At 47.6% G+C, this 20,141-nt stretch carries 24 protein-coding genes; 11 read left to right on the forward strand and 13 right to left on the reverse strand.

Features of this window, described 5'->3' with window-relative positions:
* Positions 1-129 precede the first annotated feature (129 nt).
* The 5 genes from lpxA to purC form a co-directional block, all read right to left on the reverse strand.
* Positions 130-930: an acyl-ACP--UDP-N-acetylglucosamine O-acyltransferase gene (gene lpxA, locus ACQ4M5_RS23590; protein WP_430678131.1), complete on the reverse strand. Its 801-nt coding sequence runs from the start codon at positions 928-930 to the stop codon at positions 130-132.
* Between the two features lie 77 nt (positions 931-1,007).
* Positions 1,008-1,502 (reverse strand): 3-hydroxyacyl-ACP dehydratase FabZ, encoded by a 495-nt coding sequence (gene fabZ, locus ACQ4M5_RS23595; RefSeq protein ID WP_430678132.1) that lies wholly within the window; start codon positions 1,500-1,502, stop codon positions 1,008-1,010.
* Between the two features lie 35 nt (positions 1,503-1,537).
* On the reverse strand, positions 1,538-2,389 hold the full coding sequence (gene lpxC, locus ACQ4M5_RS23600) for a UDP-3-O-acyl-N-acetylglucosamine deacetylase (protein ID WP_430678133.1): 852 nt from the start codon (positions 2,387-2,389) through the stop codon (positions 1,538-1,540).
* The gene (locus ACQ4M5_RS23605) at positions 2,390-4,786 is read right to left on the reverse strand and encodes a BamA/TamA family outer membrane protein (RefSeq protein WP_430678134.1); all 2,397 of its coding nucleotides are present in this window, start codon (positions 4,784-4,786) and stop codon (positions 2,390-2,392) included. It abuts the gene before it with no gap.
* 156 nt (positions 4,787-4,942) lie between these two features.
* Complete coding sequence (gene purC, locus ACQ4M5_RS23610) at positions 4,943-5,710, reverse strand: phosphoribosylaminoimidazolesuccinocarboxamide synthase (protein ID WP_430678135.1); 768 nt, start codon at positions 5,708-5,710, stop codon at positions 4,943-4,945.
* Between the two features lie 73 nt (positions 5,711-5,783).
* On the opposite strand from purC, the gene ACQ4M5_RS23615 reads away from it, so the two are divergent.
* Together ACQ4M5_RS23615 and ACQ4M5_RS23620 are read left to right on the forward strand one after the other, a co-directional pair.
* On the forward strand, positions 5,784-6,143 hold the full coding sequence (locus ACQ4M5_RS23615) for a hypothetical protein (protein ID WP_430678136.1): 360 nt from the start codon (positions 5,784-5,786) through the stop codon (positions 6,141-6,143).
* Positions 6,143-6,280 carry an HNH endonuclease gene (locus ACQ4M5_RS23620; protein WP_430678137.1) on the forward strand — a complete coding sequence of 46 codons (138 nt, stop codon included), beginning with the start codon at positions 6,143-6,145 and terminating at the stop codon, positions 6,278-6,280. Before ACQ4M5_RS23615 ends, ACQ4M5_RS23620 begins: the two co-directional genes overlap by 1 nt.
* Positions 6,281-6,600: 320 nt before the next feature.
* On the opposite strand, the gene ACQ4M5_RS23625 is transcribed toward ACQ4M5_RS23620, so the two are convergent.
* Entirely contained in the window at positions 6,601-7,965 is a 1,365-nt protein-coding gene (locus ACQ4M5_RS23625; protein WP_430678138.1) for an RNA-guided endonuclease InsQ/TnpB family protein, read from the reverse strand.
* Positions 7,966-8,002: 37 nt separating this feature from the next.
* Here ACQ4M5_RS23625 and ACQ4M5_RS23630 point away from each other — a divergent pair, with 37 nt between their 5' ends.
* Complete coding sequence (locus ACQ4M5_RS23630) at positions 8,003-8,137, forward strand: ribbon-helix-helix protein, CopG family (protein WP_430678280.1); 135 nt, start codon at positions 8,003-8,005, stop codon at positions 8,135-8,137.
* 33 nt (positions 8,138-8,170) lie between these two features.
* Entirely contained in the window at positions 8,171-8,461 is a 291-nt protein-coding gene (locus ACQ4M5_RS23635; RefSeq protein ID WP_430678139.1) for a hypothetical protein, read from the forward strand.
* 6 nt (positions 8,462-8,467) lie between these two features.
* Here ACQ4M5_RS23635 and ACQ4M5_RS23640 read toward each other — a convergent pair whose 3' ends face one another.
* Entirely contained in the window at positions 8,468-9,010 is a 543-nt protein-coding gene (locus ACQ4M5_RS23640) for a Uma2 family endonuclease (RefSeq protein ID WP_430678140.1), read from the reverse strand.
* Between the two features lie 174 nt (positions 9,011-9,184).
* Here ACQ4M5_RS23640 and ACQ4M5_RS23645 point away from each other — a divergent pair, with 174 nt between their 5' ends.
* Together ACQ4M5_RS23645 and ACQ4M5_RS23650 are read left to right on the forward strand one after the other, a co-directional pair.
* The gene (locus ACQ4M5_RS23645) at positions 9,185-9,418 is read left to right on the forward strand and encodes a hypothetical protein (protein ID WP_430678141.1); all 234 of its coding nucleotides are present in this window, start codon (positions 9,185-9,187) and stop codon (positions 9,416-9,418) included.
* Between the two features lie 84 nt (positions 9,419-9,502).
* The gene (locus ACQ4M5_RS23650; protein ID WP_430678142.1) at positions 9,503-9,682 is read left to right on the forward strand and encodes a hypothetical protein; all 180 of its coding nucleotides are present in this window, start codon (positions 9,503-9,505) and stop codon (positions 9,680-9,682) included.
* A gap of 1 nt (position 9,683) precedes the next feature.
* Here ACQ4M5_RS23650 and ACQ4M5_RS23655 read toward each other — a convergent pair whose 3' ends face one another.
* Entirely contained in the window at positions 9,684-10,736 is a 1,053-nt protein-coding gene (locus ACQ4M5_RS23655) for an ABC transporter ATP-binding protein (protein WP_430678143.1), read from the reverse strand.
* Positions 10,737-10,856: 120 nt separating this feature from the next.
* On the opposite strand from ACQ4M5_RS23655, the gene ACQ4M5_RS23660 reads away from it, so the two are divergent.
* The 4 genes from ACQ4M5_RS23660 (at position 10,857) to ACQ4M5_RS23675 (ending at position 13,792) form a co-directional block, all read left to right on the forward strand.
* Positions 10,857-11,255 carry a response regulator gene (locus ACQ4M5_RS23660; protein ID WP_430678144.1) on the forward strand — a complete coding sequence of 133 codons (399 nt, stop codon included), beginning with the start codon at positions 10,857-10,859 and terminating at the stop codon, positions 11,253-11,255.
* Between the two features lie 143 nt (positions 11,256-11,398).
* Positions 11,399-12,400 carry an ABC transporter permease gene (locus ACQ4M5_RS23665; protein ID WP_430678145.1) on the forward strand — a complete coding sequence of 334 codons (1,002 nt, stop codon included), beginning with the start codon at positions 11,399-11,401 and terminating at the stop codon, positions 12,398-12,400.
* Positions 12,369-13,292 (forward strand): ABC transporter permease, encoded by a 924-nt coding sequence (locus ACQ4M5_RS23670; RefSeq protein WP_430678146.1) that lies wholly within the window; start codon positions 12,369-12,371, stop codon positions 13,290-13,292. Before ACQ4M5_RS23665 ends, ACQ4M5_RS23670 begins: the two co-directional genes overlap by 32 nt.
* A gap of 35 nt (positions 13,293-13,327) precedes the next feature.
* Positions 13,328-13,792 carry a tetratricopeptide repeat protein gene (locus tag ACQ4M5_RS23675; protein WP_430678147.1) on the forward strand — a complete coding sequence of 155 codons (465 nt, stop codon included), beginning with the start codon at positions 13,328-13,330 and terminating at the stop codon, positions 13,790-13,792.
* A gap of 55 nt (positions 13,793-13,847) precedes the next feature.
* Here the strand turns inward: ACQ4M5_RS23675 and ACQ4M5_RS23680 are convergent, their stop codons facing one another.
* The 5 genes from ACQ4M5_RS23680 to ACQ4M5_RS23700 form a co-directional block, all read right to left on the reverse strand.
* Positions 13,848-14,099, reverse strand: coding sequence for a hypothetical protein (locus ACQ4M5_RS23680; protein WP_430678148.1), 252 nt, complete (start codon positions 14,097-14,099; stop codon positions 13,848-13,850).
* Between the two features lie 97 nt (positions 14,100-14,196).
* Positions 14,197-15,822 carry an iron uptake porin gene (locus tag ACQ4M5_RS23685; RefSeq protein ID WP_430678149.1) on the reverse strand — a complete coding sequence of 542 codons (1,626 nt, stop codon included), beginning with the start codon at positions 15,820-15,822 and terminating at the stop codon, positions 14,197-14,199.
* 180 nt (positions 15,823-16,002) lie between these two features.
* Entirely contained in the window at positions 16,003-16,278 is a 276-nt protein-coding gene (locus ACQ4M5_RS23690; protein WP_430678150.1) for a MoaD/ThiS family protein, read from the reverse strand.
* A gap of 27 nt (positions 16,279-16,305) precedes the next feature.
* On the reverse strand, positions 16,306-17,601 hold the full coding sequence (gene thrC, locus ACQ4M5_RS23695) for a threonine synthase (protein ID WP_430678151.1): 1,296 nt from the start codon (positions 17,599-17,601) through the stop codon (positions 16,306-16,308).
* 113 nt (positions 17,602-17,714) lie between these two features.
* The gene (locus tag ACQ4M5_RS23700; RefSeq protein ID WP_430678152.1) at positions 17,715-17,972 is read right to left on the reverse strand and encodes a MoaD/ThiS family protein; all 258 of its coding nucleotides are present in this window, start codon (positions 17,970-17,972) and stop codon (positions 17,715-17,717) included.
* A gap of 11 nt (positions 17,973-17,983) precedes the next feature.
* Between ACQ4M5_RS23700 and ACQ4M5_RS23705 the strand changes: the two genes are divergently transcribed.
* The gene (locus ACQ4M5_RS23705) at positions 17,984-20,029 is read left to right on the forward strand and encodes a protein kinase domain-containing protein (protein WP_430678154.1); all 2,046 of its coding nucleotides are present in this window, start codon (positions 17,984-17,986) and stop codon (positions 20,027-20,029) included.
* The last annotated feature ends 112 nt before the right edge of the window (positions 20,030-20,141 follow it).

Genomic DNA, 20,141 nt, shown 5'->3' on the forward strand with positions numbered 1-20,141 from the left:
TCCTTTGAAAAGGACTGAAGACCTAAGTTAGATTGGCTGTTAGTCCCCTTCAGTGGACTTCGTTTTATTAGCCCCGAATTTCATTCCGGGGCGAGTGAGCGCAATGAACGATACGTTTCAAACACTCTCTTACAGCGTTGCGCTCGGTGTCAGTCCTCTACGTCCCGGTGACAGAGACAGTTGAATGAATTGTTGAAAGTGTTGGATATGTTCGTTTTCAGGCAAAAGATCCAATCGCTCCAAGGCTTCGTTCATCGTTAAGCCCGATCGAAACACGGTTCGATAAGCTTTTTTCAATAAACCAATTTCTTCTGATGAAAAGCCCGATCGCTGAAGTCCTACCTGATGAAAAGCCCGAATTCGCGAAGGATTCCCTTCTACGATCGTAAACGGGGGAACATCTCGATCGATCCGACTCATGCCCCCGATCATTGCGTGTCGCCCAATCCAAACAAATTGGTGAATTCCCAACACTCCGCTTAATCTCGCTTTCGATTCGATGTGAACGTGACCCGCCATCTGAACCGAATTCGCGATAATTACCTGATCCTCGATCACGCACTCATGCCCAACGTGAACATAAGCCATCAGTAGATTTCCGTTTCCGATCAGCGTAATACGATCGACAAACGTTGGACGGTGAATCGTGACAAACTCGCGAATCTGATTGCCGTTCCCGATTCGCACCAAACCAAGCGATCCGTCGTATTTCAAATCTTGCGGCTCAAGACCGATCGCGGCTCCAGGAAAAATCTGATTTCGCTCTCCAATCTCCGTCCAACCCTCGATCACCGCATGATGCCCCACACTTGATCCCGCCCCAATTTTGACGTGTTCCCCAATCACCGCGTAAGCTCCAACTTGGACGGTTGGATGAAGTTGAGCGTTCGGGTGGATCACAGCAGTCGGGTGAATCAAGGTGGTGGTCATAGATAGAGGGTAGGGGGACTAACGAAGAAAGAGAAGCGGATCGGATCGGATCGGATTCGGATCGAGTCGCGCTATCCTCAATCGACCAGCGCAAACATTAAATCACCTTCACAGGCAAGTTGTCCGTTAACTTCGGCACGACCCCGCATCTTACCAAAACGACGTGCCTTCACCGAGAGCAGTTCCACCGTCATAACCAGTTGATCACCTGGCACAACCGGACGACGGAATCTGACTCCATCAATTCCAGCAAACATGAAAAGTCCACCCTGAACATCTGCCATCTGCGTGAGAACGACTCCGCCAACTTGCGCCATCGCTTCGACAATCAGCACACCGGGCATAATCGGACGACCGGGAAAATGTCCCTGAAACTGTGGCTCATTAAATGAAACGTTCTTGATTCCGATCGCCATCTTTGCAGGCACATAATCGATAATGCGATCGACCAATGCAAACGGATAGCGGTGCGGTAAAAGCTGGTGAATTTCTTCGACGGTGAAGGTGGTTTTAATGGGAGCCTCTTCGAGATTCTCGGCAGGTGCAGTATGCGATTCAATCAAGGTTGACATGGGCGTTGGAGTAAAGGGCTAGAGGACAGACTTCGTTAGAGATTTAACAATTGACGGACCAGTTGAGTGTGTAACCCATGACTCGCTTTGTATGCCAAAAAGTGAGCGGTCGGGAACGTCCCCAGTAAACTGAGATCTCCTATTAAGTCTAGAAGTTTATGGCGTGCTGGTTCATTTGAAAAGCGCAATGGCGGATTTATCCATCCGTCTGTGCTGCAAACGAGTGCATTTTCGAGCGAACCGCCTTTAATTAAACCATTTGCCCGTAGCTGTTCGATCTGATGTGCGAATCCAAATGTTCGGGCGGGTGCAATTTCCACCGCAAACGTTTCTGGATCAAATTGCCAACTGTGCCACTGATTCCCGATCGCGCTCAATTCAAAGTCAATCCCATACGAAAATCTCAACTCATCAGACGGCAATGCGGCAACAAACGCATCTCCCTTTCGGACGAAAATTGGTTCAGTGATGGTAATTGCTGATTTCGATTCGGGTTGCTCTACGATCCCCGCTTGTGCGATCGCGCTTGTCCACGATCGCGCTGATCCATCCATCAAGGGCACTTCTGATCCGTCCACCTCGATTCGGGCATTATCAATTCCCATGCCCGCCAACGATGCCAACAAATGTTCGACGGTGCGAATTTTCGCGTCTCCGTTCACGAGTTCCGTCGAAAGCATCGTTTCTCGTACCGCTTTAATCTGAGCGGGAATCTCCGGTTGTCCGGGTAGATCCGTCCGCACGAAATACCGTCCCCGTCCCGGTTCTGCGGGCAAAACTCGCGCCGTGGTCGTTTCTCCTGTATGCAGTCCAACACCGTAACAGGAGAAAGAAGCGGAAAGCGATCGCTGAACGTTTTGAGTGATGCACCCTTGAGAATTCGCCATTTAGAATCGTTCTCCAAATCCAAAGCGAATGTTACTACCGCCTTGATCGTTGATACCGTAGTCAATCCGAATCGGACCCAATGGACCCGCCTGCACCCGAATTCCAATCCCGTAACCGAATCCACTACCAGGCTTACCCCGTACTCCCGCTGGATTTCCAGGAACGCGATCGCCCGATCCTAAATCCGTCGCCGCATCAAAGAACAGCGCACCAGACACGATCGAGAAAATCGGGAATCGATATTCCGCCGTTGCCTGAAGAAAACTCCGACCGCTTCCAACTTCGCCTTCATCGTAGCCCCGGACTGAGTTAGTTCCCCCTAACGGAAACGCTTCATACGGCGGCAAGTCTCCGAAAACTGATCCTGCCTGCACGTTGAACGCAAAAGCCTGAGCGCATCGTCCTTGTGGCGTTTGTTGTAAATCGACCCGACGCGGATCACGCTCCCGACACTCTGGAGTAAATCTCGTCAATCGAGTTGGAATATAGAAGCTATAACTTCCTCGCACTCGGTTGTAAAGAATACTGCCCGAACCGATCGGAACGGATTGCTCAGTACTGAATTGCAGGACTGATCCACGAGTCGGGCGAAAGAAATCATCGCGTCGATCGCGTCTCAGCGCCAATTGTCCGGTGAACAAATCATCATTACCAGACGGATCAAACGTCAGCGGATTGCCAAGTTCATCCACTCTTCGACGAATTCCATCTCCATCCGTTGCGTTCACTCGCTGATATTGCAAGCCCAGTGAAGCGACCCATTCTGCCCGTTCAAACACATTTCTCGACAGCGGACGCGAGAAGCTGATTCCGCCTCCAGTCCGGTTGATTCTCGGTCGATCTCGATCGGCATTCCCCAATCGCACTTCTGGATCGCCCCCATCAAAAACCAGCGAAATTGTTCTACGACGGAACACGCTCAACGTGTAAGAAGTTCGGAACGGATCGCCGCCAATCCACGGATCAGTAAAGCTCAATTCAAACTGCTGATCTCGCTGCCCGATTTGCACTTCCGCATTCAGCCTTTGGTTATTGCCACCAAAGTTCTGTTGTCCGTAGCTCACACTTCCAAACAAACCGCTGGCAGAACTAAAACCACCCGCAAGCCCGATGTTTCCAGTGTTGCGCTCAACCACATCCACGAAAAGAACCACTTTACGCGGATCTTGACCGACATCGAAGTTCGGACGAGTTCCTTCATCAAATAGTCCCAATCCAAACAAGCGCTCAAAGTCGCGTTGAATCGTATTCCGATTGACGATCGTACCCGGTTGAGATTGAAGTTCACGAGTCACAATGAAGTCGCGAGTCCGACCCCGAATCGGTCTACCTTGAGCATCTTGAGGCTGCCCTTCTTTGTTGATGAACCGCACCTGAATCCGTTCGATTTCCCCTTCGGTCACATCCAAAACGACCGTTCCATCAGCATTAACTTGCGGCTGTTGAGCATTCACAACTTGCGCCAAGACGAACCCGCGATCTTGATAAAACTTGGTCAGTTCTTGAATGCCCGTTTGCAAATCTCGGAAGTTCGTAATTCTGCCGTACTGCGGTCCAAAAATACGATCGACATCCGCTTGCTGAAGAACTTTAGTATTTGGAATCTGTACCGATCGTAAAACCGGATTCGCTGCTACTTCAAACGTGACACGAACTCCAAGCGGTGTATCTTCCGGGGTCGCTCTCACATTCGAGAAGAATCCAGTCGCAAAAATCGCATTAATGTCATTCTGAAGCTGTGTTCTCGTCGTGGTTCGTCCCGCCTGGGTTTGAATCACACGGTAAACTTCATTCTGCAATTCTCCTTCGACCCCCGTGACCAAGACTTCCGAAACCAAAACTCGCGGTTCATCGGGTGCGGGAGTTGGCTGAGTCGGTTGAGCGGGTTGGGCAGGCTGAAGAGGCTGAGTCTCCGTGGGGGCTTGAGGTGTTTCAGGCGGAGCTTGAGGTGTTTCAGGTGGAGTCTGTTGTCCTTCTGGAGTAGGCGTAGGGGCTTGTGGACTTCCTGGCGGAACCGTTGGAGCCGTTCCTGGATTTGGAATGGTTGGAATATTGGGACTCGTGGGAACCGGAGCCGAGGGATTGAGTTGAATTTGATTTGGCGTTTCTTGCTCGATCGTGCCTTGTGCCACTTGTTTGATTTCAGACAAAGCAGGCAATTTTGCAGCGGTGCGAGTTTGCAGCACTGGAATGGTTTCGACCACGACATTTCCTGCTTGGGCTGGAGGAATCTTCGCAGCCGTCGTCGATGCCTTGGGCACAGGGGAACCTGACCGAGGAGTTAATTTTGCCTGCGGTTGAGTTGGCTGATTGGGGGTTTTTGCCACAGCAGACCGAGACAAGCCAAGCGTTGCCGTTAATGCAAACGCCGCCATCACAACAGGGGATAAGCGCATAATATTCACAGGTTTTCGCACGTCCTCACACTTCGCTGCTCAAGGCAGACACAACACTATCGAACAGATTCCGATTAAACGGCAAAATTGTACCGCACCCTGAGTATCGAGACTCATGTTAGGTAGGACTGATTTTCAACTGGCAGTTCGTCCGAATCATACCGTTTGTCCGAGGACTCGTTCCATGACTTGCCGATACGCATCTTCGACATTGCCCAGATCGCGCCGGAATCGATCTTTATCCATGACTCGTCGATCGGGGTCGGTTTCTGCCTGATTCCACAATCGACAAGTATCGGGGCTGATTTCGTCTGCGAGTAAAAGCTGACCCTGAGCATCAGTGCCAAACTCTAGTTTGAAGTCAACGAGGGTAATGCCACATTGTTCAAAGAAGGTTTGTAGCACTGTATTGATCTGGGATGCCATGCGCTTGAGCGGTTCGACTTGATCTGCCATTGCGGGATTGAGTGCCCGAATGCGATCGACCGTTAGTAATGGATCTCCCAGCGCATCGTCTTTAAGATAGAACTCGACTAGCGGCGGATTGAGAATGGTCCCTAACTTGAGTCCGGTTTGCTGGCAGAGGCTTCCGGCAGCAATATTCCGTACTACAACTTCTAACGGGATAATGGTGACAGCTTTCACGAGCATTTCGTTCCCGGAGGTGCGATCCATAAAATGCGTCGGGATGCCGTTCTTTTCCATCAGCTTGAATAAATGAGATGCGATCGCACAGTTGATCTCACCTTTGCCCTGAATACTGCCGCGCTTCTGAGCATTGAACGCCGTTGCATCGTCTTTGAAGTAGGTCAGCAACACATTCGGATCATCGGTGCTGTAGAGAATTTTGGCTTTGCCTTCGTAGAGTTTCTGACCCGTTTCAGACATAATGCGATCGCTCTTGAAAATTGAGAATTTCATCATTGTAGCGGTCGAGTGAATCGGTTTGGCGGCGAATCGAGATCTATAATTTAATGACCGATTTAACGGTCAAAATATGACTACTGTTGCCATCGTGCCCGTGTCTGACGCAAGTGGAGAAACCTCTTATCAAGCGATTGCTGGCAATAAGCGATCGTCAGGAAAAACCGCAGGACAAGCGTTAGATGCACTGGTCGCGGAATTAGGTGAGACAGAATCGAGCTTACTGCTTGTCGTTCAAAGATTTCGACCGGATGCGTTTTTTGGAGAAGCGCAACAAAAACGATTAGGTGAACTAATGGAGTTGTGGCGAACAAACCGCGATCGAGGTGAAGCAGTTTCGCCAGAGCAGCAAGCAGAACTCGATCAGTTGGTTGAAGTTGAATTAGAGGCTGCTAGCGATCACTCCGCCGCAATGATTCGACAATTAAGTTAATGAACCCGTTTTATTCACGGGTTGCAGATCAAGCAGGACACTGCTGTGAATACTGCCATGCGCCAGAAGTAGTGTTCAATTTTCCGTTTGAAGTTGAACACATCATGCCGTTATCCAAACAGGGAACGAACTTATAGGAGAATCTAGCGTTGTCTTGTCGATCGTGTAACCTCCGCAAAGGAAGCCGTGTTAGAGGATGTTTGAGAAGTATAAAAAGCTGCTTTGCTACGTTGCGAGTTCGCCCGGAGATTTATTTCCGGGCTAATAGGGGAAGCCCACTAAACTGGGCTAAGAACCCCGTATTACTCTCTTAGCCCGCTTCAGCGGGGTTTCCTCCATTAGCCCGGAGATTTATTTCCGGGCGGGTGAATGCGATGAACGATTGCTTCTAAAACGCCCTCTTAGTGGTATTGATAGTGACGCTCCTACACCAACCTAGCGGTATGGTGTAGGCTTCTCAAGCACTCCGAAGAATGCGTAGAACTTCCTTAGAGGTATCATCGGTAATAGAACCAACTATCACGACTTTACCTTTACGGCGTTTTATCGTGGGGAACACGTCCAGCCCCACTCGTTTGATGTTGATTGCGGCGTTCACGTCACGATCAACCCAAAGCTTTAGAGTTGCGTCCCAATATTCGCGGATGCTGCAATCGGTAAAGATTACTTCATCGCGATAGCTCAGCAATTGAGACGTATAAGCAGGATTCTTTGCAATTACAATAGCTCCAGCTTTTCCAGCTATGTGACCAAGCAATTGAAAGAATTGACCAAACGCGGCATCCGACCAAGACAAATTAAGTCCAGACTTGGCAGATTGACCGTTTGGGATAAAAGCACCCGTTTCGTCTTGTTTGGGTGGGTTGCGCTTTGATAGACCTTTGAGATTGAGGTCTTCATGAAAGAAAACTTTCTTACCCGTTCTCACTAATTTGTGAGCGGTTTTGTATTGGAAATCTTTGCGGCATCTCGCGATCTTTTGGTATTGCCGTCCTTCTCGTTTTGCCAGCTTGCGACGTGCTTTACTTCCACGCTTACGAGCATTCTTTTTCTGCGAGATGCGAGTGAGTTTGTGCTGGCTTTTCCGTAACACCTTGAGCGATGGAAGCTTTACGCCTTCAGAAGTTGCAAGGTAATCATCCTCGTGTAGCACTGCATCCATTCCGAGCGTATTCTCCCAAGTCGGAATGATATCACTCTTGCAAACTGGAACGGTCAGATCTTCGAGTCGCAAGTTAACGAACCAGCCATCATTTTTCTTGACGAATTGAAGCTGTTTAAGGATTGACCCATCAGGTAAATGACGGTGCGACCGAATCTTAATCAGTCCGATTTTTGGCACTTTGACAACCAAATATTTGCCACCAATCGAGCATGAATGCAATTCAAGTCCAGCGCCTTCAATCACAAATGAGCGATAGCGTGACTGCGATTTGATGCGGGGTTTACCGCTTCGATTGCCATTTGAGTCACCCGCGATGAACCGCTCAAACGCAATATCCACGCGCTTACAAACTTCTTGCAGCGTGTTTGCAGGAACCCGCGATAAATCCAACTCCTCACCCGACCATTGCACCGTGACAGGCTCTTTTTTGAGTCCTGGCAGATACTTTTTCTGGCTGTAATAGTTCGGTTTGTCTCGCAACTGGGGCAGAGAAACAACTAGCGGGCAAGCGTCAACGGGTGAGCGATTCTTTTCCCACCAATCGAAGCGATCCCCTAGCTGTCGGTTGTACCAGTACTGGCAAATCCGCAGCCAAAGATTTAACTCTAGCTTCTGTTCAGTTGTGGGAAGTGCTTTGTACTGGTGCGTGAGTTTCATCCTATGATTGTATCGCAACATGCAACACGTTGGAATGATGACAAGTAAGGAATCTGTGAATATTCGACTCCCCAAACAGGAGAAAGAAAAGCTAGACCAATATTGCAAATTGGTTGACAGATCTCAAACGGATGTGATTCGAGAGTTCATTCGTTCATTGCCTGAGAGATAGTTCGTTTCGTCGTCGCTGCTCTCTCTTGCCTCATTGCATTCGGCATCAGTCAACCAGCGCTCCTCAACTCACGCGCATTCCTCTCGACACCTACCCGAAGGGAGGTGTGAGGCTCCTGCTGCTTTAGCTGAGTCAAATGCTGAAGTTGATTTCTTTCGTCCCAGACAAGATTTATGGACTGAGCATTTTGAAGCTGACTTGCAAACAGGCAAGATTCGCGGTATTACTCCGACTGGAAGAGTGACGGTTGTTGCTTTAGAAATGAATAGTGCTGCTCAAGTCGCAGCAAGACAACTCTGGATTCGTTTTGGATTATTTCCTTAATAGGGGTTAACTTAATAATCGATCGACCGAAATTGCAAGGTCTGGAAATGCCAACGGTGCGATCGTGCTCGTCCTTAAAATCTGTTCTGTTTGATATCCGCCATTCTGCGGATCTCGAAACACGATCATTTGTCGAGCCGCTAAGGTTAGAACCCAATACTCTTGAATTCCAGCAGTTGCATAAATTTCAGCTTTCAACTCAGTGTCTTTCTTCAAACTGGTTTTCGCCACTTCAACCAGTAGATAAATATCTTGGACATTCGGATGTCGATCGCAGTATCGTTCTTCTGGCAAATGCACGATCGCGATATCAGGTTCCGGTTCTGAATCTGCTAGTGTAATGGGTCCATTGAATCGAACTTCTGCGCGACTCTCAAGCACCTGCTCTAAATACTTGGCTCCTCGTTTTGCGGTGCTGTAGTGAATTGGCGCTTCTGGACTCATTTCAACAATCTCGCCTGCCAACAGTTCCACAGAGCGATCGCGTAACACTCCCGCTTCAATCATGCGGTGAAATTCATCGATCGACCATTTTGCCAACGTTTTCATCGTTAACTTGAATGCAGGTTTAGTTCAATCGTAGCTTTGATTGTGATGAAAGTTGTGTTACTCTTCGGCGGATTGGTAAAGTTCTAATACAAAGTCGCAAAACCTGACAAAAGTATCATAAGCTACAAAATATCTTGATTGCGTTTGCAGTCCTCGCTACAGAAAGGTATTGTTATGGCTCTTGACTCCCCGAACTCCACAGCATGGGATACGCTTCGATCGATTCCCTGTGCGCCGCGCTTTATGCCCTCTATGTGGGTGGAATTGATCAAATCTCCAACCGCATATAGTTTTGATCAAGCCTGGTTACTGTGCCAATGTGCTGAAGATCAATGGCTGGCTTGGGTTCCAGAATACGGCGAACTGTTGCTGAGAACGGATGAGTTTCGGAGTTTGACCGACGACTGATCGCCCTGATTAGACCATTGGCAGATTTATTGCAGATTTGCAGGATTTAGCGTGGAGCAATTGGCATTTCTGGAGTCACTTGCTATGAACGATTCTGATTCTTTGCAGCTTGACCAAGAATGGTTCGATCGCGGAAAAGAAGATGCTTGGGCGGGTCGATCGAAGCAACCTCCAGAACATGATCCGCAAGCCGCAAGCTTCTATGACCTCGGCTACAGTGAAGGCGAAATCGAACGTCCACCTGTTAGTCTTGTTGAGCCGTGATTTAGGGGTAGAGACGATCGCCAGAAATCGAATCAAATACAAACAGTCGATCGAGATCAAACCGCAGAGGTAATCGATCGCCTAGTTTCAAATTCAATGCTGGATCGGTTTGCAAGTTAATTGATCGCCCCTCCAGCATTGCACGAACTAATACTTCTCGTCCCAACGGTTCGATCACGCTCACTTCTGCAATACAGTGCGGCTCTTGAGCATTGACTGAAATATGCTCTGGACGAATTCCTAAATCGGATTGTCCTGATGGAAGATTGGGCGCGATCGAGAACGATTGTCCTCCGATCTGAACCTCTGAGCCAGTAAGTAGTGCTGGAATGAGATTCATTGGAGGACTACCGAGAAAAGTTGCAACCATACGATTGATTGGTCGATCGTAAATTTGCTGCGGTGTTCCAATTTGCTGAATCTTTCCGCGATCGAGCACCACAATACGATCGGCTAATGTCATCGCCTCAACTTGATCGTGCGTTACATAGATCGTGGTAATTCCCACTTGTTGATGCAGTTGTTTCAACTCGGTTCTTGTTCCATCTCGTAACTGAGCATCCAGATTCGACAGCGGTTCATCTAACAGAAAGACTTGGGGCTGACGTGCGATCGCTCTTCCCAGTGCGACTCGTTGCTGCTGTCCGCCTGATAGCTGTCTTGGTTTGCGATCGAGCAAATGACTAATTTCGAGAATTCTTGCTACCGATTCGACGCGATCTTGGATCGTTTTTGGTTCCGCTTGCCGCATTTTTAGCCCAAAAGCAATATTTTCTGAAACGCTCAGATGCGGGTAAAGCGCATAGTTTTGAAATACCATTGCGACATCCCGTTGACGCGCTGGAACTTGATTGACTAAGCGATCGCCAATATACAAATTTCCAGAGGTTGCCGTTTCAAGTCCCGCGATCGTTCGTAAAATTGTAGACTTTCCACACCCTGAAGGACCCACTAGCACCCAAAATTCTCCATCAGGAATCTCAAAAGTAATATCCTCAACCGCTGCGGATTTACTGAACCGTCGAGTAATACGATCGAGTCGAACAGTTGCCATAAAAAGGTAGATTCTTCTGTGAAACGTGCCCGAAGTTAGAGAAACCAGTCTATCTTAAGGCGTATTATTTTAATACCATTGTAATTTAATGTTGTTTAGTGACATTCACCTGAATCTGTTTTGGTTATCCCAACTTCTGTTCTTAATTCATCACAGGTCTTGATTGTAGAAGATGAAGCAGTGACGCGAACTGCGTTAACTGTTCTTCTGGAGCATCAAGGCGCGATCGTGATTTCGGTTGGTTCTATTCAGGAGGGAATTCAGGCACTCCAGTCTGGATTTCAACCCGATTTGTTGGTGAGTAATATTCGATTACCAGATGGCAACGGGGCACGAGTTCTAGAAGCCATTCGGCAACAAGATGCGGAACACAAACGACAAACGCCTGCGATCGCACTGACTGGAGAAGCGATCGAGATGATTCGCCACGATCCAGAGTCAGCGGGATTTGAGGTCTATTTGCCAAAGCCGTATGATTCTGAAATTTTATTAGCGACGATCGCCCGATTAATGAGTTAAGCGATCGCAACATCTTCGATCGTCTGGAGCTTTGAGAATAGTTGATCAAACGTCTAAACGTTCTTAAGATGCTTGCACGAAAAGAGGATGATTTCGCTCTGAGTTTTGTTGATACAGTTGGGAGGAACAGAAGTGATTGATTTATGTCGCAATACCTTCTCAAACGGCTTTTGGGGCTAGTTCCTGTTCTCTTTGGTATTACGCTGGCGGTCTTTGTGTTGTTGCGGTTTATTCCAGGCGATCCTGCGATCGTCCTTGCAGGTGAACGCGCAACTCCGGATCAAATTGCTGCGCTCCGAACTCAATTAGGACTCGATCGACCTTGGTATATTCAATACTTTGCCTTTGTTGGTAATCTGTTGCAGTTGAACTTAGGCAATAGTATTTTGAGCGGAATTCCAGTGCTGGACGAGATCCGATCGCGTTGGGCGGCAACGTTTGAATTGTCGATCGCAGCAATGTTTGTAGCGATCGTGCTCGGAATTCCAGCAGGCATTATTGCGGCAGTGCGGAAGAATCGCTGGCAGGATCAAATGACGATCGCAGGATCATTACTGGGTGTTTCACTTCCGGTTTACTGGTTGGGATTGTTGTTAATTTATCTATTCTCAGTCACGTTAAGATGGCTGCCTCCCAGTGGTCGAATTAGTCTTGGCTTTGATATTCAACCGATTACTGGATTTTATTTATTAGACACGTTGTTCAGATTCAATCTTCCCGCGTTCATAGATGTGATCGCGCATTTGATTCTTCCAGCGTTGACTTTAGGAACAATTCCACTCGCGATCGTAGCAAGAATTACTCGGAGTGCAATGTTAGAGGTGCTTTCTCAAGACTACATTCGGACTGCGAAAGCAAAAGGACTATCCGATCGTATAGTAGTTCTGCGTCATGCGTTGAAGAATGCACTCTTGCCAATTAATACAACGATCGGGCTTCAGTTTGGAACCTTATTAAGTGGTGCAGTCTTAACCGAAACTATCTTTTCTTGGGCTGGAATTGGCTCCTGGATTTACGAAGGAATTTTGGCACGAGATTATCCCGTGGTTCAAGGTGGTGTCGTATTTGTTGCGATCGTATTTGTGTTAATCAATCTATTAGTTGATCTGTCGTATGCAATCATTGATCCAAGAATTCGATATTAGTCGCTCACGTTCATGGAAGCGATTTTGGCGATCGACTTCAGGCAGAATCGGATTGGTGTTAACACTTGGACTATTTGCGATCGCATTTTTAGCTCCGATTCTAAAACCTGCTGAACTAGGAATTACTCCTGATGTCGTCTCCCGCTTACAGCCTCCAAGCGCGACTCATTTACTTGGAACGGATGGATTGGGACGCGATTTGCTCACACTGATTTGGTACGGAATTCGTACCTCGTTGTTAATCAGCTTAGTATCGGTTGGAATTGGAGCCGTATTCGGTCTGATTCTCGGCTTGATTGGAGGCTATTTTCGAGGATTGCTCGATGCTCTGATTCGTTGGTATACCGACATTTTGCTGGCATTTCCTTCGATTTTATTAGCGATCGTCATTCTTACGATCGCTAACAATCCGAATCTAAGCGTCAGCTTTGCCGGAATCACACTCTTTACAGTTCGCCTCACGAGTTTGCAAACGGTCATGCTGGCAGTTGGAATTGTGCAAATTCCGATTTTTATTCGTCTTACTCGCAGCATTGTTTTGTCGCTGCGAGAACAAGATTACATTCAAGCAGCAAAAGCGATCGGAGCTACAACTCCACAAATTCTGATGAAACACATTCTGCCTGGAAGTCTAGCGCCAATCATTGTTCAAGCCTCTTTATCTTTGGGAACTGCCACGCTTGAAGCTGCGGGACTAGGATTCTTAGGACTCGGAGCACAACCTCCAACCCCAGAATTAGGCACAATGTTAGCCGATTCATTTCGAGGTGGATATTTCCTCACTTCGCTTTGGACAACGCTTTTTCCAGGATTAGCAATCACGCTGATTGTGCTGGCATTTAACTTATTAGGCGATGGACTACGCGACGGGTTTGATCCTCGATCGCAATAGTTGTTATCCTGTGTTCGATACCTGTTGCATCTGTTATGAAAGAAATCAACGTTCTACTTGAAGCTCTGAAAGATCCTGATGAAGATGTCCGATCCGATGCAACCCAAGCGTTGTGGCAGATTTGGTTTAATCAAAAAGGTGTAACGGGACTTCAAACTCTACAACGAGCACAGGTACTTTTAGAGTCGGGTGAAGCAAGTCAGGCAGAAACCGTTTTATCCGAGGTCATTGAGCAATTACCAGATTTTGCAGAAGCTTGGAATCGACGAGCCGTTCTGTATTTTGTGCAGCAACAATACCGAAAAGCGATCGCGGATTGTCAAAAAGTAATCGAGCTAAATCCCATCCATTTTGGAGCGCTACACGGATTGGGATTGTCTTATGCCGCACTCGGAGAGTATCGAGATGCGATCGCGGCTTTTCGGCAAGCTCTGACGATTCAACCTTATGCGATCGAGAATCAGCGCTTGATCCTTGAATGCACCGCGAAGTTAAGCTAGAAACAAAAAAGAGACGCAATTCAATCCGTCTCTCAAGTGCAATATTCAAAAAGATTTATTGTTCCATTGATGGGACGGCAAAAATTCGGCTACTGAGCGGAATTCGAGTTGCTTCTACGGGTTTTGGAGCTTCTTGCGGTTTAGCAATCTCAGTTTGTGAAACGACGACAGGTTTTTCTGATGCTACTTCTGGTTGAGCAATTTCGGATTGAGTGGGTGCTGTTTCAGGAGCAGATTCGGCAATCGCAGGCAACGAAATCGAACTAGCCAAACTGAGAATGACGATCGAGCGGAACAATCTAGACATAAACACACTGAGAAAATGGTGAGTTCACTCTAGCTTTAGGGATAGGTTGATCCGGATGCGAACGATTACGGAATCTGCATCAAGACAAGATGAAGTTTTAGAAAGCAAATGTCGATCGAATAACGCCAGTCACGAAGGAATCACTATCTGGAGTGTGTCCCGGCTTCAGAATCCAAATCAAGCCAGGAGTAATACTGAGATTATTGTTCACCTGCCAGCGGTAGAACGCTTCAATGTGCGTCGTTGTTCCAGGTTGTCCACCCGATCGACCCAGTCCAGTATTGAGAAAGTCTGGAACATTGTTCCCAGTCGGTAAAGTACTCCGAGTAATCTTCGGCGGCTGACCAATATACAATCCGCCTAAATTCCCCTTGCCAAACAGATCGGGAAAATTTAGATACGCCATATAGTTCGTCGTTTCAACTCGTCCAGATTCACCCGGAATGTAGGAATTTGTATAGCCAAACCATCCTCCCAAACTCACACGGGGATTGATTTGCCAATTGACAGTTGCACCAAAAGCATTCGTTTGCAGTGGCGCTGAAGCTCCGGTCGCAGGATTGACTGCGGTTAGTTGTTCATCACCCACAAAGTTAATGAGATTACCGTCTGGTGAATAGTCGTTGATATAGTACAGAGCAATGTCGATCGGGTTAATCGGAGTTAAGGCAAGCTGTACGCCTGCGGTGTTGTGTCCTCTGCCACCTACAGAATTTGGAAAGAATCCTACAATGTTTGTGCTGTAAAAGGCTTGCAAACTCGCACGTTTCGCGAATTGCCAATCGAGTGCTGCTCCACCGCGTCCAAATCCAATGTTCAAAATCGGATTGCGTTGAGCAAAGAAAGAGAGGGGTCCAGTAAATGAACTTTCGACCCGATTGGGTCCTCGAAACGCCAAGCTCGTGTACACACCTTCGGTTCCGATCATTGCAGCAAGCTTGTCCGTAATCAAAAAGTGATACTTCAAATCACTCAAATACAGATCAAAAGCTTCTCCGTCATATCCAACTCTTCCATCATTGGTCAGACGAGGACTACCACTGCCCGTCTGATTCCAGAAGGCAAAATAGAGATAGTCACGCGGACTAAATTGCGTAGTGAAGTAAAGATAGTTTTGATTGATGACATTAATATTAGTTCCAGGATCGTCCGTGTCGCGTTGTCCATCTCTGGGATTACGATCGCCCCGATTTTCGGTTCGTCCCTGAACTCCGACGACGACAAATCCATTCATCTTTGTCGTGGTGGAGAACTGCTGTGATTCTAGTGTTGCAGTTCGAGCTTCTAAAGCATCCACTCGCCCTTTCAATGTTGCGAGTTCAGACGAAAATTGAGTTTGCAGCGTTTGTAACTTTTCTAAGTCTTCTCGCTTGACTAAATCTGCGGTGCTGGCAGCGATCAGTTCGTTCACTCGAACACTACGTGGAGCGAAGCTTGCGAGACAAGCATTCAACCCAGCGGCAAATTCATAACGAGTTAGAGCGCGATTTCCCCGAAATGTTTGGTCTGGGTAGCCTGCAATGCAGCCATATCGTTCGACTAGGGACTGGAGTGCTTGAAATGCCCAGTCGGTTGGCTGTATATCCGTAAGCTGAGAAACAGAAGTAACTTGATCAAAGGCTGGATTTAGCTCTTCTGCGGGTCGCGTTTCAGCGTGACTGACAGAATGGAGACTCAGACTCAGGAACAAAGGAAGAATTCGGAGAACAAAACGGAGATTCATAGCTCGATCGAGAATTGCTACCCCAATCTACTGATTCGCTTCTGAATTTAATCCGTGATTCTGTCACTCTTCGATCGTCTGAAACTCTCACAGGTGCGATTTTTACTGTTTGTTGATTTGAACATAAAAAACTCTAAGCCTCCTGGGAAGCCTAGAGTTTTGAGTGAAGATTTTGAGGAATCAACCGCCCGCGATCGCTGGAATAATGCTCACTTCATCGCCATCTTTTAGCGCAGTATTCTCATTATCGAGAAATCGAATATCTTCGCTGTTGACATAGAAATTGACGAAGCGGCGAAGCTTGCCCTGCTCATCACACAAACGTGCTTTGATACCTGGACAGCTTGCTTCAAGCGACTCTAACAATGCACTGATTGTTTCACCGCTGCATTCGACGGTGGCTTGATCATTGGTGAGCTTTTGCAACGGGGTTGGAATTAGAACTTTGACAGCCATAACCTTGATGTGGAGTTAACTAGAACATTAAACCAAAACTTGTTGCCACTCTAAGCGATCGAGCGTTCTGGATCTTTCCAATGCTCGCTCAAAGCTGTCGAGTTTTGGCTCGATCGTGAACGGTTCGCTAATGTAACCTTGAACCGCTTCTTGGGTCTTCAGACCGTTTCCAGTGATGTAAACAACTGTGGTTTCTTCTGGATCAATCTTGCCTGCTTCAACTAATTTCTTCAGAACTGCAATCGTGGTTCCGCCTGCGGTTTCGGTGAAGATCCCTTCGGTTTCAGCCAGCAGTTTGATGCCATCGATAATCTCAGCATCATTCACAGATTCGATGTTGCCGTTGGTCTTACGAGCGATATCGACTGCGTACACCCCATCAGCAGGATTTCCGATTGCGATCGATTTCGCGATCGTGTTCGGCTTCTCAGGTGAGATAAAGTCGCGTCCTTCTTGGAATGCTTTCGCGATCGGAGAACATCCTTCCGCTTGTGCGCCACTGAATCGAACTGCTTTTTCGTCAACTAATCCAACTTCAACGAATTCCTTGAATCCTTTGTAGATTTTGGTGAAGAGTGAACCTGATGCCAACGGAGCAACAATGTGATCTGGAAGTTGCCATCCGAGTTGTTCGATCACCTCGTAGCCAAGCGTTTTCGAGCCTTCAGAGTAGTAAGGACGCAGATTGATATTGACGAAGCCCCAACCGTGAGTGTTTGCCACTTCAGAACAGAGGCGATTCACTTGGTCATAGTTGCCGTGAACAGCCATGACTGTGGGACCGTAAATCAAAGTTCCGAGTACTTTTCCAGCTTCGAGGTCGGAAGGAATGAACACACAACAATCTAAGCCTGCGTGAGCCGCGATCGCTGCCGTCGAATTCGCCAAGTTTCCGGTACTCGCACAAGAAACGGTCGTAAAGCCCAATTCACGAGCGCGACTGAGCGCAACTGAAACGACGCGATCTTTGAAGCTCAGAGTCGGCATATTCACTGCATCGTTTTTGATGTAGAGCTTCTTCAAACCGAGGCGACGCGCCAAACGATTTGCTTGCAACAGAGGAGTCATTCCAGTTCCAACATCGATTACGTTGTCGGTTGCAACAGGCAGAAACGGACGATACCGCCAGATCGAGTTCGGACCTGCTTGAATCGTTTCGCGTGTGACCGTTTTGCGGAGCCAGTCATAGTCATATTTCACTTCCAACGGACCAAAGCAAAGCTCACAAACGTGAGTCGCTTTTGGTTCGTATTCTGCGCCGCACTCTTTACATTTGAGTGCTTCAAAGGCAGATTGACTGGTTCTCGTGTAGGTGGCGGTCATGTCTCGAAACTCCCTAACTGCAAGCTTTCTATCGTTTGACTGTGATTTGTTTGAAATCGTATCACGCAGAAAATACGGAGTCAAATAATCCCGATAAAAAGAGTCGGGATTGCTCAACCGCCGCTTACAGGTGGGATTAGCACGATTTCATCCCCGTTTTGGACGATCGTATCTGGCGAAACAAATTCCAAATTTACGCCGAATTGAGTAATTTCTTTGAGCGGGGCGAGTTGAGGACGATCGAGCAAAATGCGATCGCAGACATCCATCACAGTCGCGCCTTCGGGCAGTTCTAGCTTTAATTCGGGCAATCCATACGCATCTTGATACGCCGCAAACAGCTTTACGGTCACAGAAATCGAGTCAGACATTTTTGAGGAGTGTGAATGTTCAAAATTTGGCGAAAAAGATCAATCTAAGTAAAGACGATCCCCGCACTCCTCTGAGTATGACGTACTGTATTAACCCTGATTGCTCTCACCCGAATAATCCTGATGGTCTCGAACTCTGTCAGACCTGCGGCACAAAGCTAATTGAAAAACTCAGAGGACGATATCGAATTCTGCAACCGTTGGGACAAGGCGGCTTTGGTAAAACTTTTCTCGCTGTGGATGAGGATCGCTTGGGAACTCGATGCGTGATCAAGCAATTTTCACCGCAGCTAAAAGGAACAAAGGCACTCGATAAAGCGATTCAACTGTTTGAACAAGAGGCAGTTCGACTGCATGAACTGGGTGAACATCCGCATATTCCCGCACTTCTCGCTTATTTTGAGCAGGATCAGCGACTCTATTTAGTGCAGCAATTTATAGAAGGTTCAACGCTGGCGCAAGAATTAGCGCAGATGGGAGCGTTCAACGAGCAAAAGATTCGAGAAGTCTTGGTGCGACTGTTGCCGATTCTGAAATTTGTACACGATCGACATGTGATTCACCGCGACATCACGCCTGCAAATATCATTCGTCGCAAGCTCGACGGGCGTTTGGTTTTAATTGATTTTGGAATTGCAAAGGTACTCACCGAGACGAATTCAGTACAACCTGGAACGAGAATTGGAACAGAAGGATATGCACCGATCGAACAATTGCGAAACGGAAAAGCGTATCCTGCAAGTGATTTGTATAGTTTAGGTGCGACTTGTTTGTATTTAATGACGCAAGTTCGACCGGAAGAATTGCATGATCCGCTCTCCGGTCGCTGGCTCTGGCGCGAACATTTAGAGCTTCGAGGCGGCGGAATTAGCGATCGGATTGGGGAAATTCTCGATCGAATGCTAAAAGATCTCGTCAGCGAACGCTATCAAACTGCTGATGAAGTGATGCACGATTTGAGAATGGCACTTTCGACTCCTGCGATCGCGACTTCTGCAAAGCATTCAACGAACGGGAAAGGCGCGACTTTTTCAATGCCATTTCCGATGACCGAGCCTCCCTTAGAAGCGCGACCTTCTGCGCCCAACCTCTCTGCACCTAAAGTGTCTGCGCCACCGCCACCTCCTTCAGTTCCGGTCAGTGCATCTAGATCGCAGCAAAAGAGTCCTCAACCGCGAAAATGCCTCTACACATTACACGGTCATACCGCTTGGGTGATCTCGATCGCGATGAGTCCCGATCGCAAAACTTTAGCCAGCGGTAGTTTAGACGATCGCATTCTCATCTGGGATTTAAACACAGGCGATCGTTTAGGCACATTAACCGGACATACAAAATCGATTAATGATCTAGCCTTCAGCCCAGAAGGATCAAGATTAGCGAGTTGCAGCGATGATGATTCGATCAAGATTTGGCGATTACCAAACGGGGATTTAATGCGATCTCTCTCTGGTCATTTGCGCGACGTGAACTCAGTTGCATTTAGCCCGGATGGACAGTTCTTAGTCAGTGGCAGCGAAGATCGAACGATTTGTGTTTGGCGATCGAACACCGGAGAGCTTTTACAGAAATTCGTCACGCCTGGAATGGTGCGATCGATTGCCATCAGTCCAAACGGTCAGATTGTTGCCAGCGGCGGACTGGATCATCAAATTACACTTTGGAATCTGATTACAAGTCAGCAGATTCGCACATTAAGCGGACATCAGAATTCGATTTTGTCGATCGCAATTAATCTACGAGGCGATCGATTAGTCAGCGCAAGCAAAGATAAAACAATCCGAATTTGGCAACCCAACACAGGCGAATTGCTCCAGACATTGACCGGACATTCCGATATTGTGAATGCGATCGCGATTAGTCCTGACAGCAAAACCTTGATTAGCGGGAGCAACGATAAAACAATCAAGCTTTGGAACTTACATACAGGCGAATTGATTTGCACCCTAAACGAACATACTCATGCTGTGAATGCGATCGCGATTAGTGCAGATGGAAAAATGTTTGCAAGTGGCAGTTCCGATAACACGATCAAAGTGTGGCAAATGTCTGTGTGATTTGTTGCAAAAAATTAGACGCAGGGAAGATGAGCAACCCGATCGAATGCGGGTAATCTAATAGCATTCAGACCGTGAGTGCGTCTGAGTTTCGGCTTCGCTACGTTGTCCT

It is taken from the genome of Leptolyngbya sp. AN10, assembly GCF_050565645.1.
Taxonomy (GTDB): Bacteria; Cyanobacteriota; Cyanobacteriia; order Leptolyngbyales; family Leptolyngbyaceae; genus Leptolyngbya.

Excerpts from the sequence above, each read along its gene's own strand:
- ACQ4M5_RS23685 (WP_430678149.1), bottom strand. The coding sequence starts at position 15,822 with ATGAATCTCCGTTTTGTTCTCCGAATTCTTCCTTTGTTCCTGAGTCTG.
- purC (WP_430678135.1), bottom strand. The coding sequence starts at position 5,710 with ATGATGAAATTCTCAATTTTCAAGAGCGATCGCATTATGTCTGAAACG.
- fabZ (WP_430678132.1), bottom strand. The coding sequence starts at position 1,502 with ATGTCAACCTTGATTGAATCGCATACTGCACCTGCCGAGAATCTCGAA.
- ACQ4M5_RS23615 (WP_430678136.1), top strand. The coding sequence starts at position 5,784 with ATGACTACTGTTGCCATCGTGCCCGTGTCTGACGCAAGTGGAGAAACC.
- ACQ4M5_RS23655 (WP_430678143.1), bottom strand. The coding sequence starts at position 10,736 with ATGGCAACTGTTCGACTCGATCGTATTACTCGACGGTTCAGTAAATCC.
- thrC (WP_430678151.1), bottom strand. The coding sequence starts at position 17,601 with ATGACCGCCACCTACACGAGAACCAGTCAATCTGCCTTTGAAGCACTC.
- lpxC (WP_430678133.1), bottom strand. The coding sequence starts at position 2,389 with ATGGCGAATTCTCAAGGGTGCATCACTCAAAACGTTCAGCGATCGCTT.
- ACQ4M5_RS23665 (WP_430678145.1), top strand. The coding sequence starts at position 11,399 with ATGTCGCAATACCTTCTCAAACGGCTTTTGGGGCTAGTTCCTGTTCTC.
- ACQ4M5_RS23675 (WP_430678147.1), top strand. The coding sequence starts at position 13,328 with ATGAAAGAAATCAACGTTCTACTTGAAGCTCTGAAAGATCCTGATGAA.
- ACQ4M5_RS23690 (WP_430678150.1), bottom strand. The coding sequence starts at position 16,278 with ATGGCTGTCAAAGTTCTAATTCCAACCCCGTTGCAAAAGCTCACCAAT.
- ACQ4M5_RS23640 (WP_430678140.1), bottom strand. The coding sequence starts at position 9,010 with ATGAAAACGTTGGCAAAATGGTCGATCGATGAATTTCACCGCATGATT.
- ACQ4M5_RS23650 (WP_430678142.1), top strand. The coding sequence starts at position 9,503 with ATGAACGATTCTGATTCTTTGCAGCTTGACCAAGAATGGTTCGATCGC.
- ACQ4M5_RS23670 (WP_430678146.1), top strand. The coding sequence starts at position 12,369 with ATGCAATCATTGATCCAAGAATTCGATATTAGTCGCTCACGTTCATGG.
- lpxA (WP_430678131.1), bottom strand. The coding sequence starts at position 930 with ATGACCACCACCTTGATTCACCCGACTGCTGTGATCCACCCGAACGCT.
- ACQ4M5_RS23700 (WP_430678152.1), bottom strand. The coding sequence starts at position 17,972 with ATGTCTGACTCGATTTCTGTGACCGTAAAGCTGTTTGCGGCGTATCAA.
- ACQ4M5_RS23630 (WP_430678280.1), top strand. The coding sequence starts at position 8,003 with ATGACAAGTAAGGAATCTGTGAATATTCGACTCCCCAAACAGGAGAAA.
- ACQ4M5_RS23620 (WP_430678137.1), top strand. The coding sequence starts at position 6,143 with ATGAACCCGTTTTATTCACGGGTTGCAGATCAAGCAGGACACTGCTGT.
- ACQ4M5_RS23680 (WP_430678148.1), bottom strand. The coding sequence starts at position 14,099 with ATGTCTAGATTGTTCCGCTCGATCGTCATTCTCAGTTTGGCTAGTTCG.
- ACQ4M5_RS23605 (WP_430678134.1), bottom strand. The coding sequence starts at position 4,786 with ATGCGCTTATCCCCTGTTGTGATGGCGGCGTTTGCATTAACGGCAACG.
- ACQ4M5_RS23645 (WP_430678141.1), top strand. The coding sequence starts at position 9,185 with ATGGCTCTTGACTCCCCGAACTCCACAGCATGGGATACGCTTCGATCG.
- ACQ4M5_RS23625 (WP_430678138.1), bottom strand. The coding sequence starts at position 7,965 with ATGAAACTCACGCACCAGTACAAAGCACTTCCCACAACTGAACAGAAG.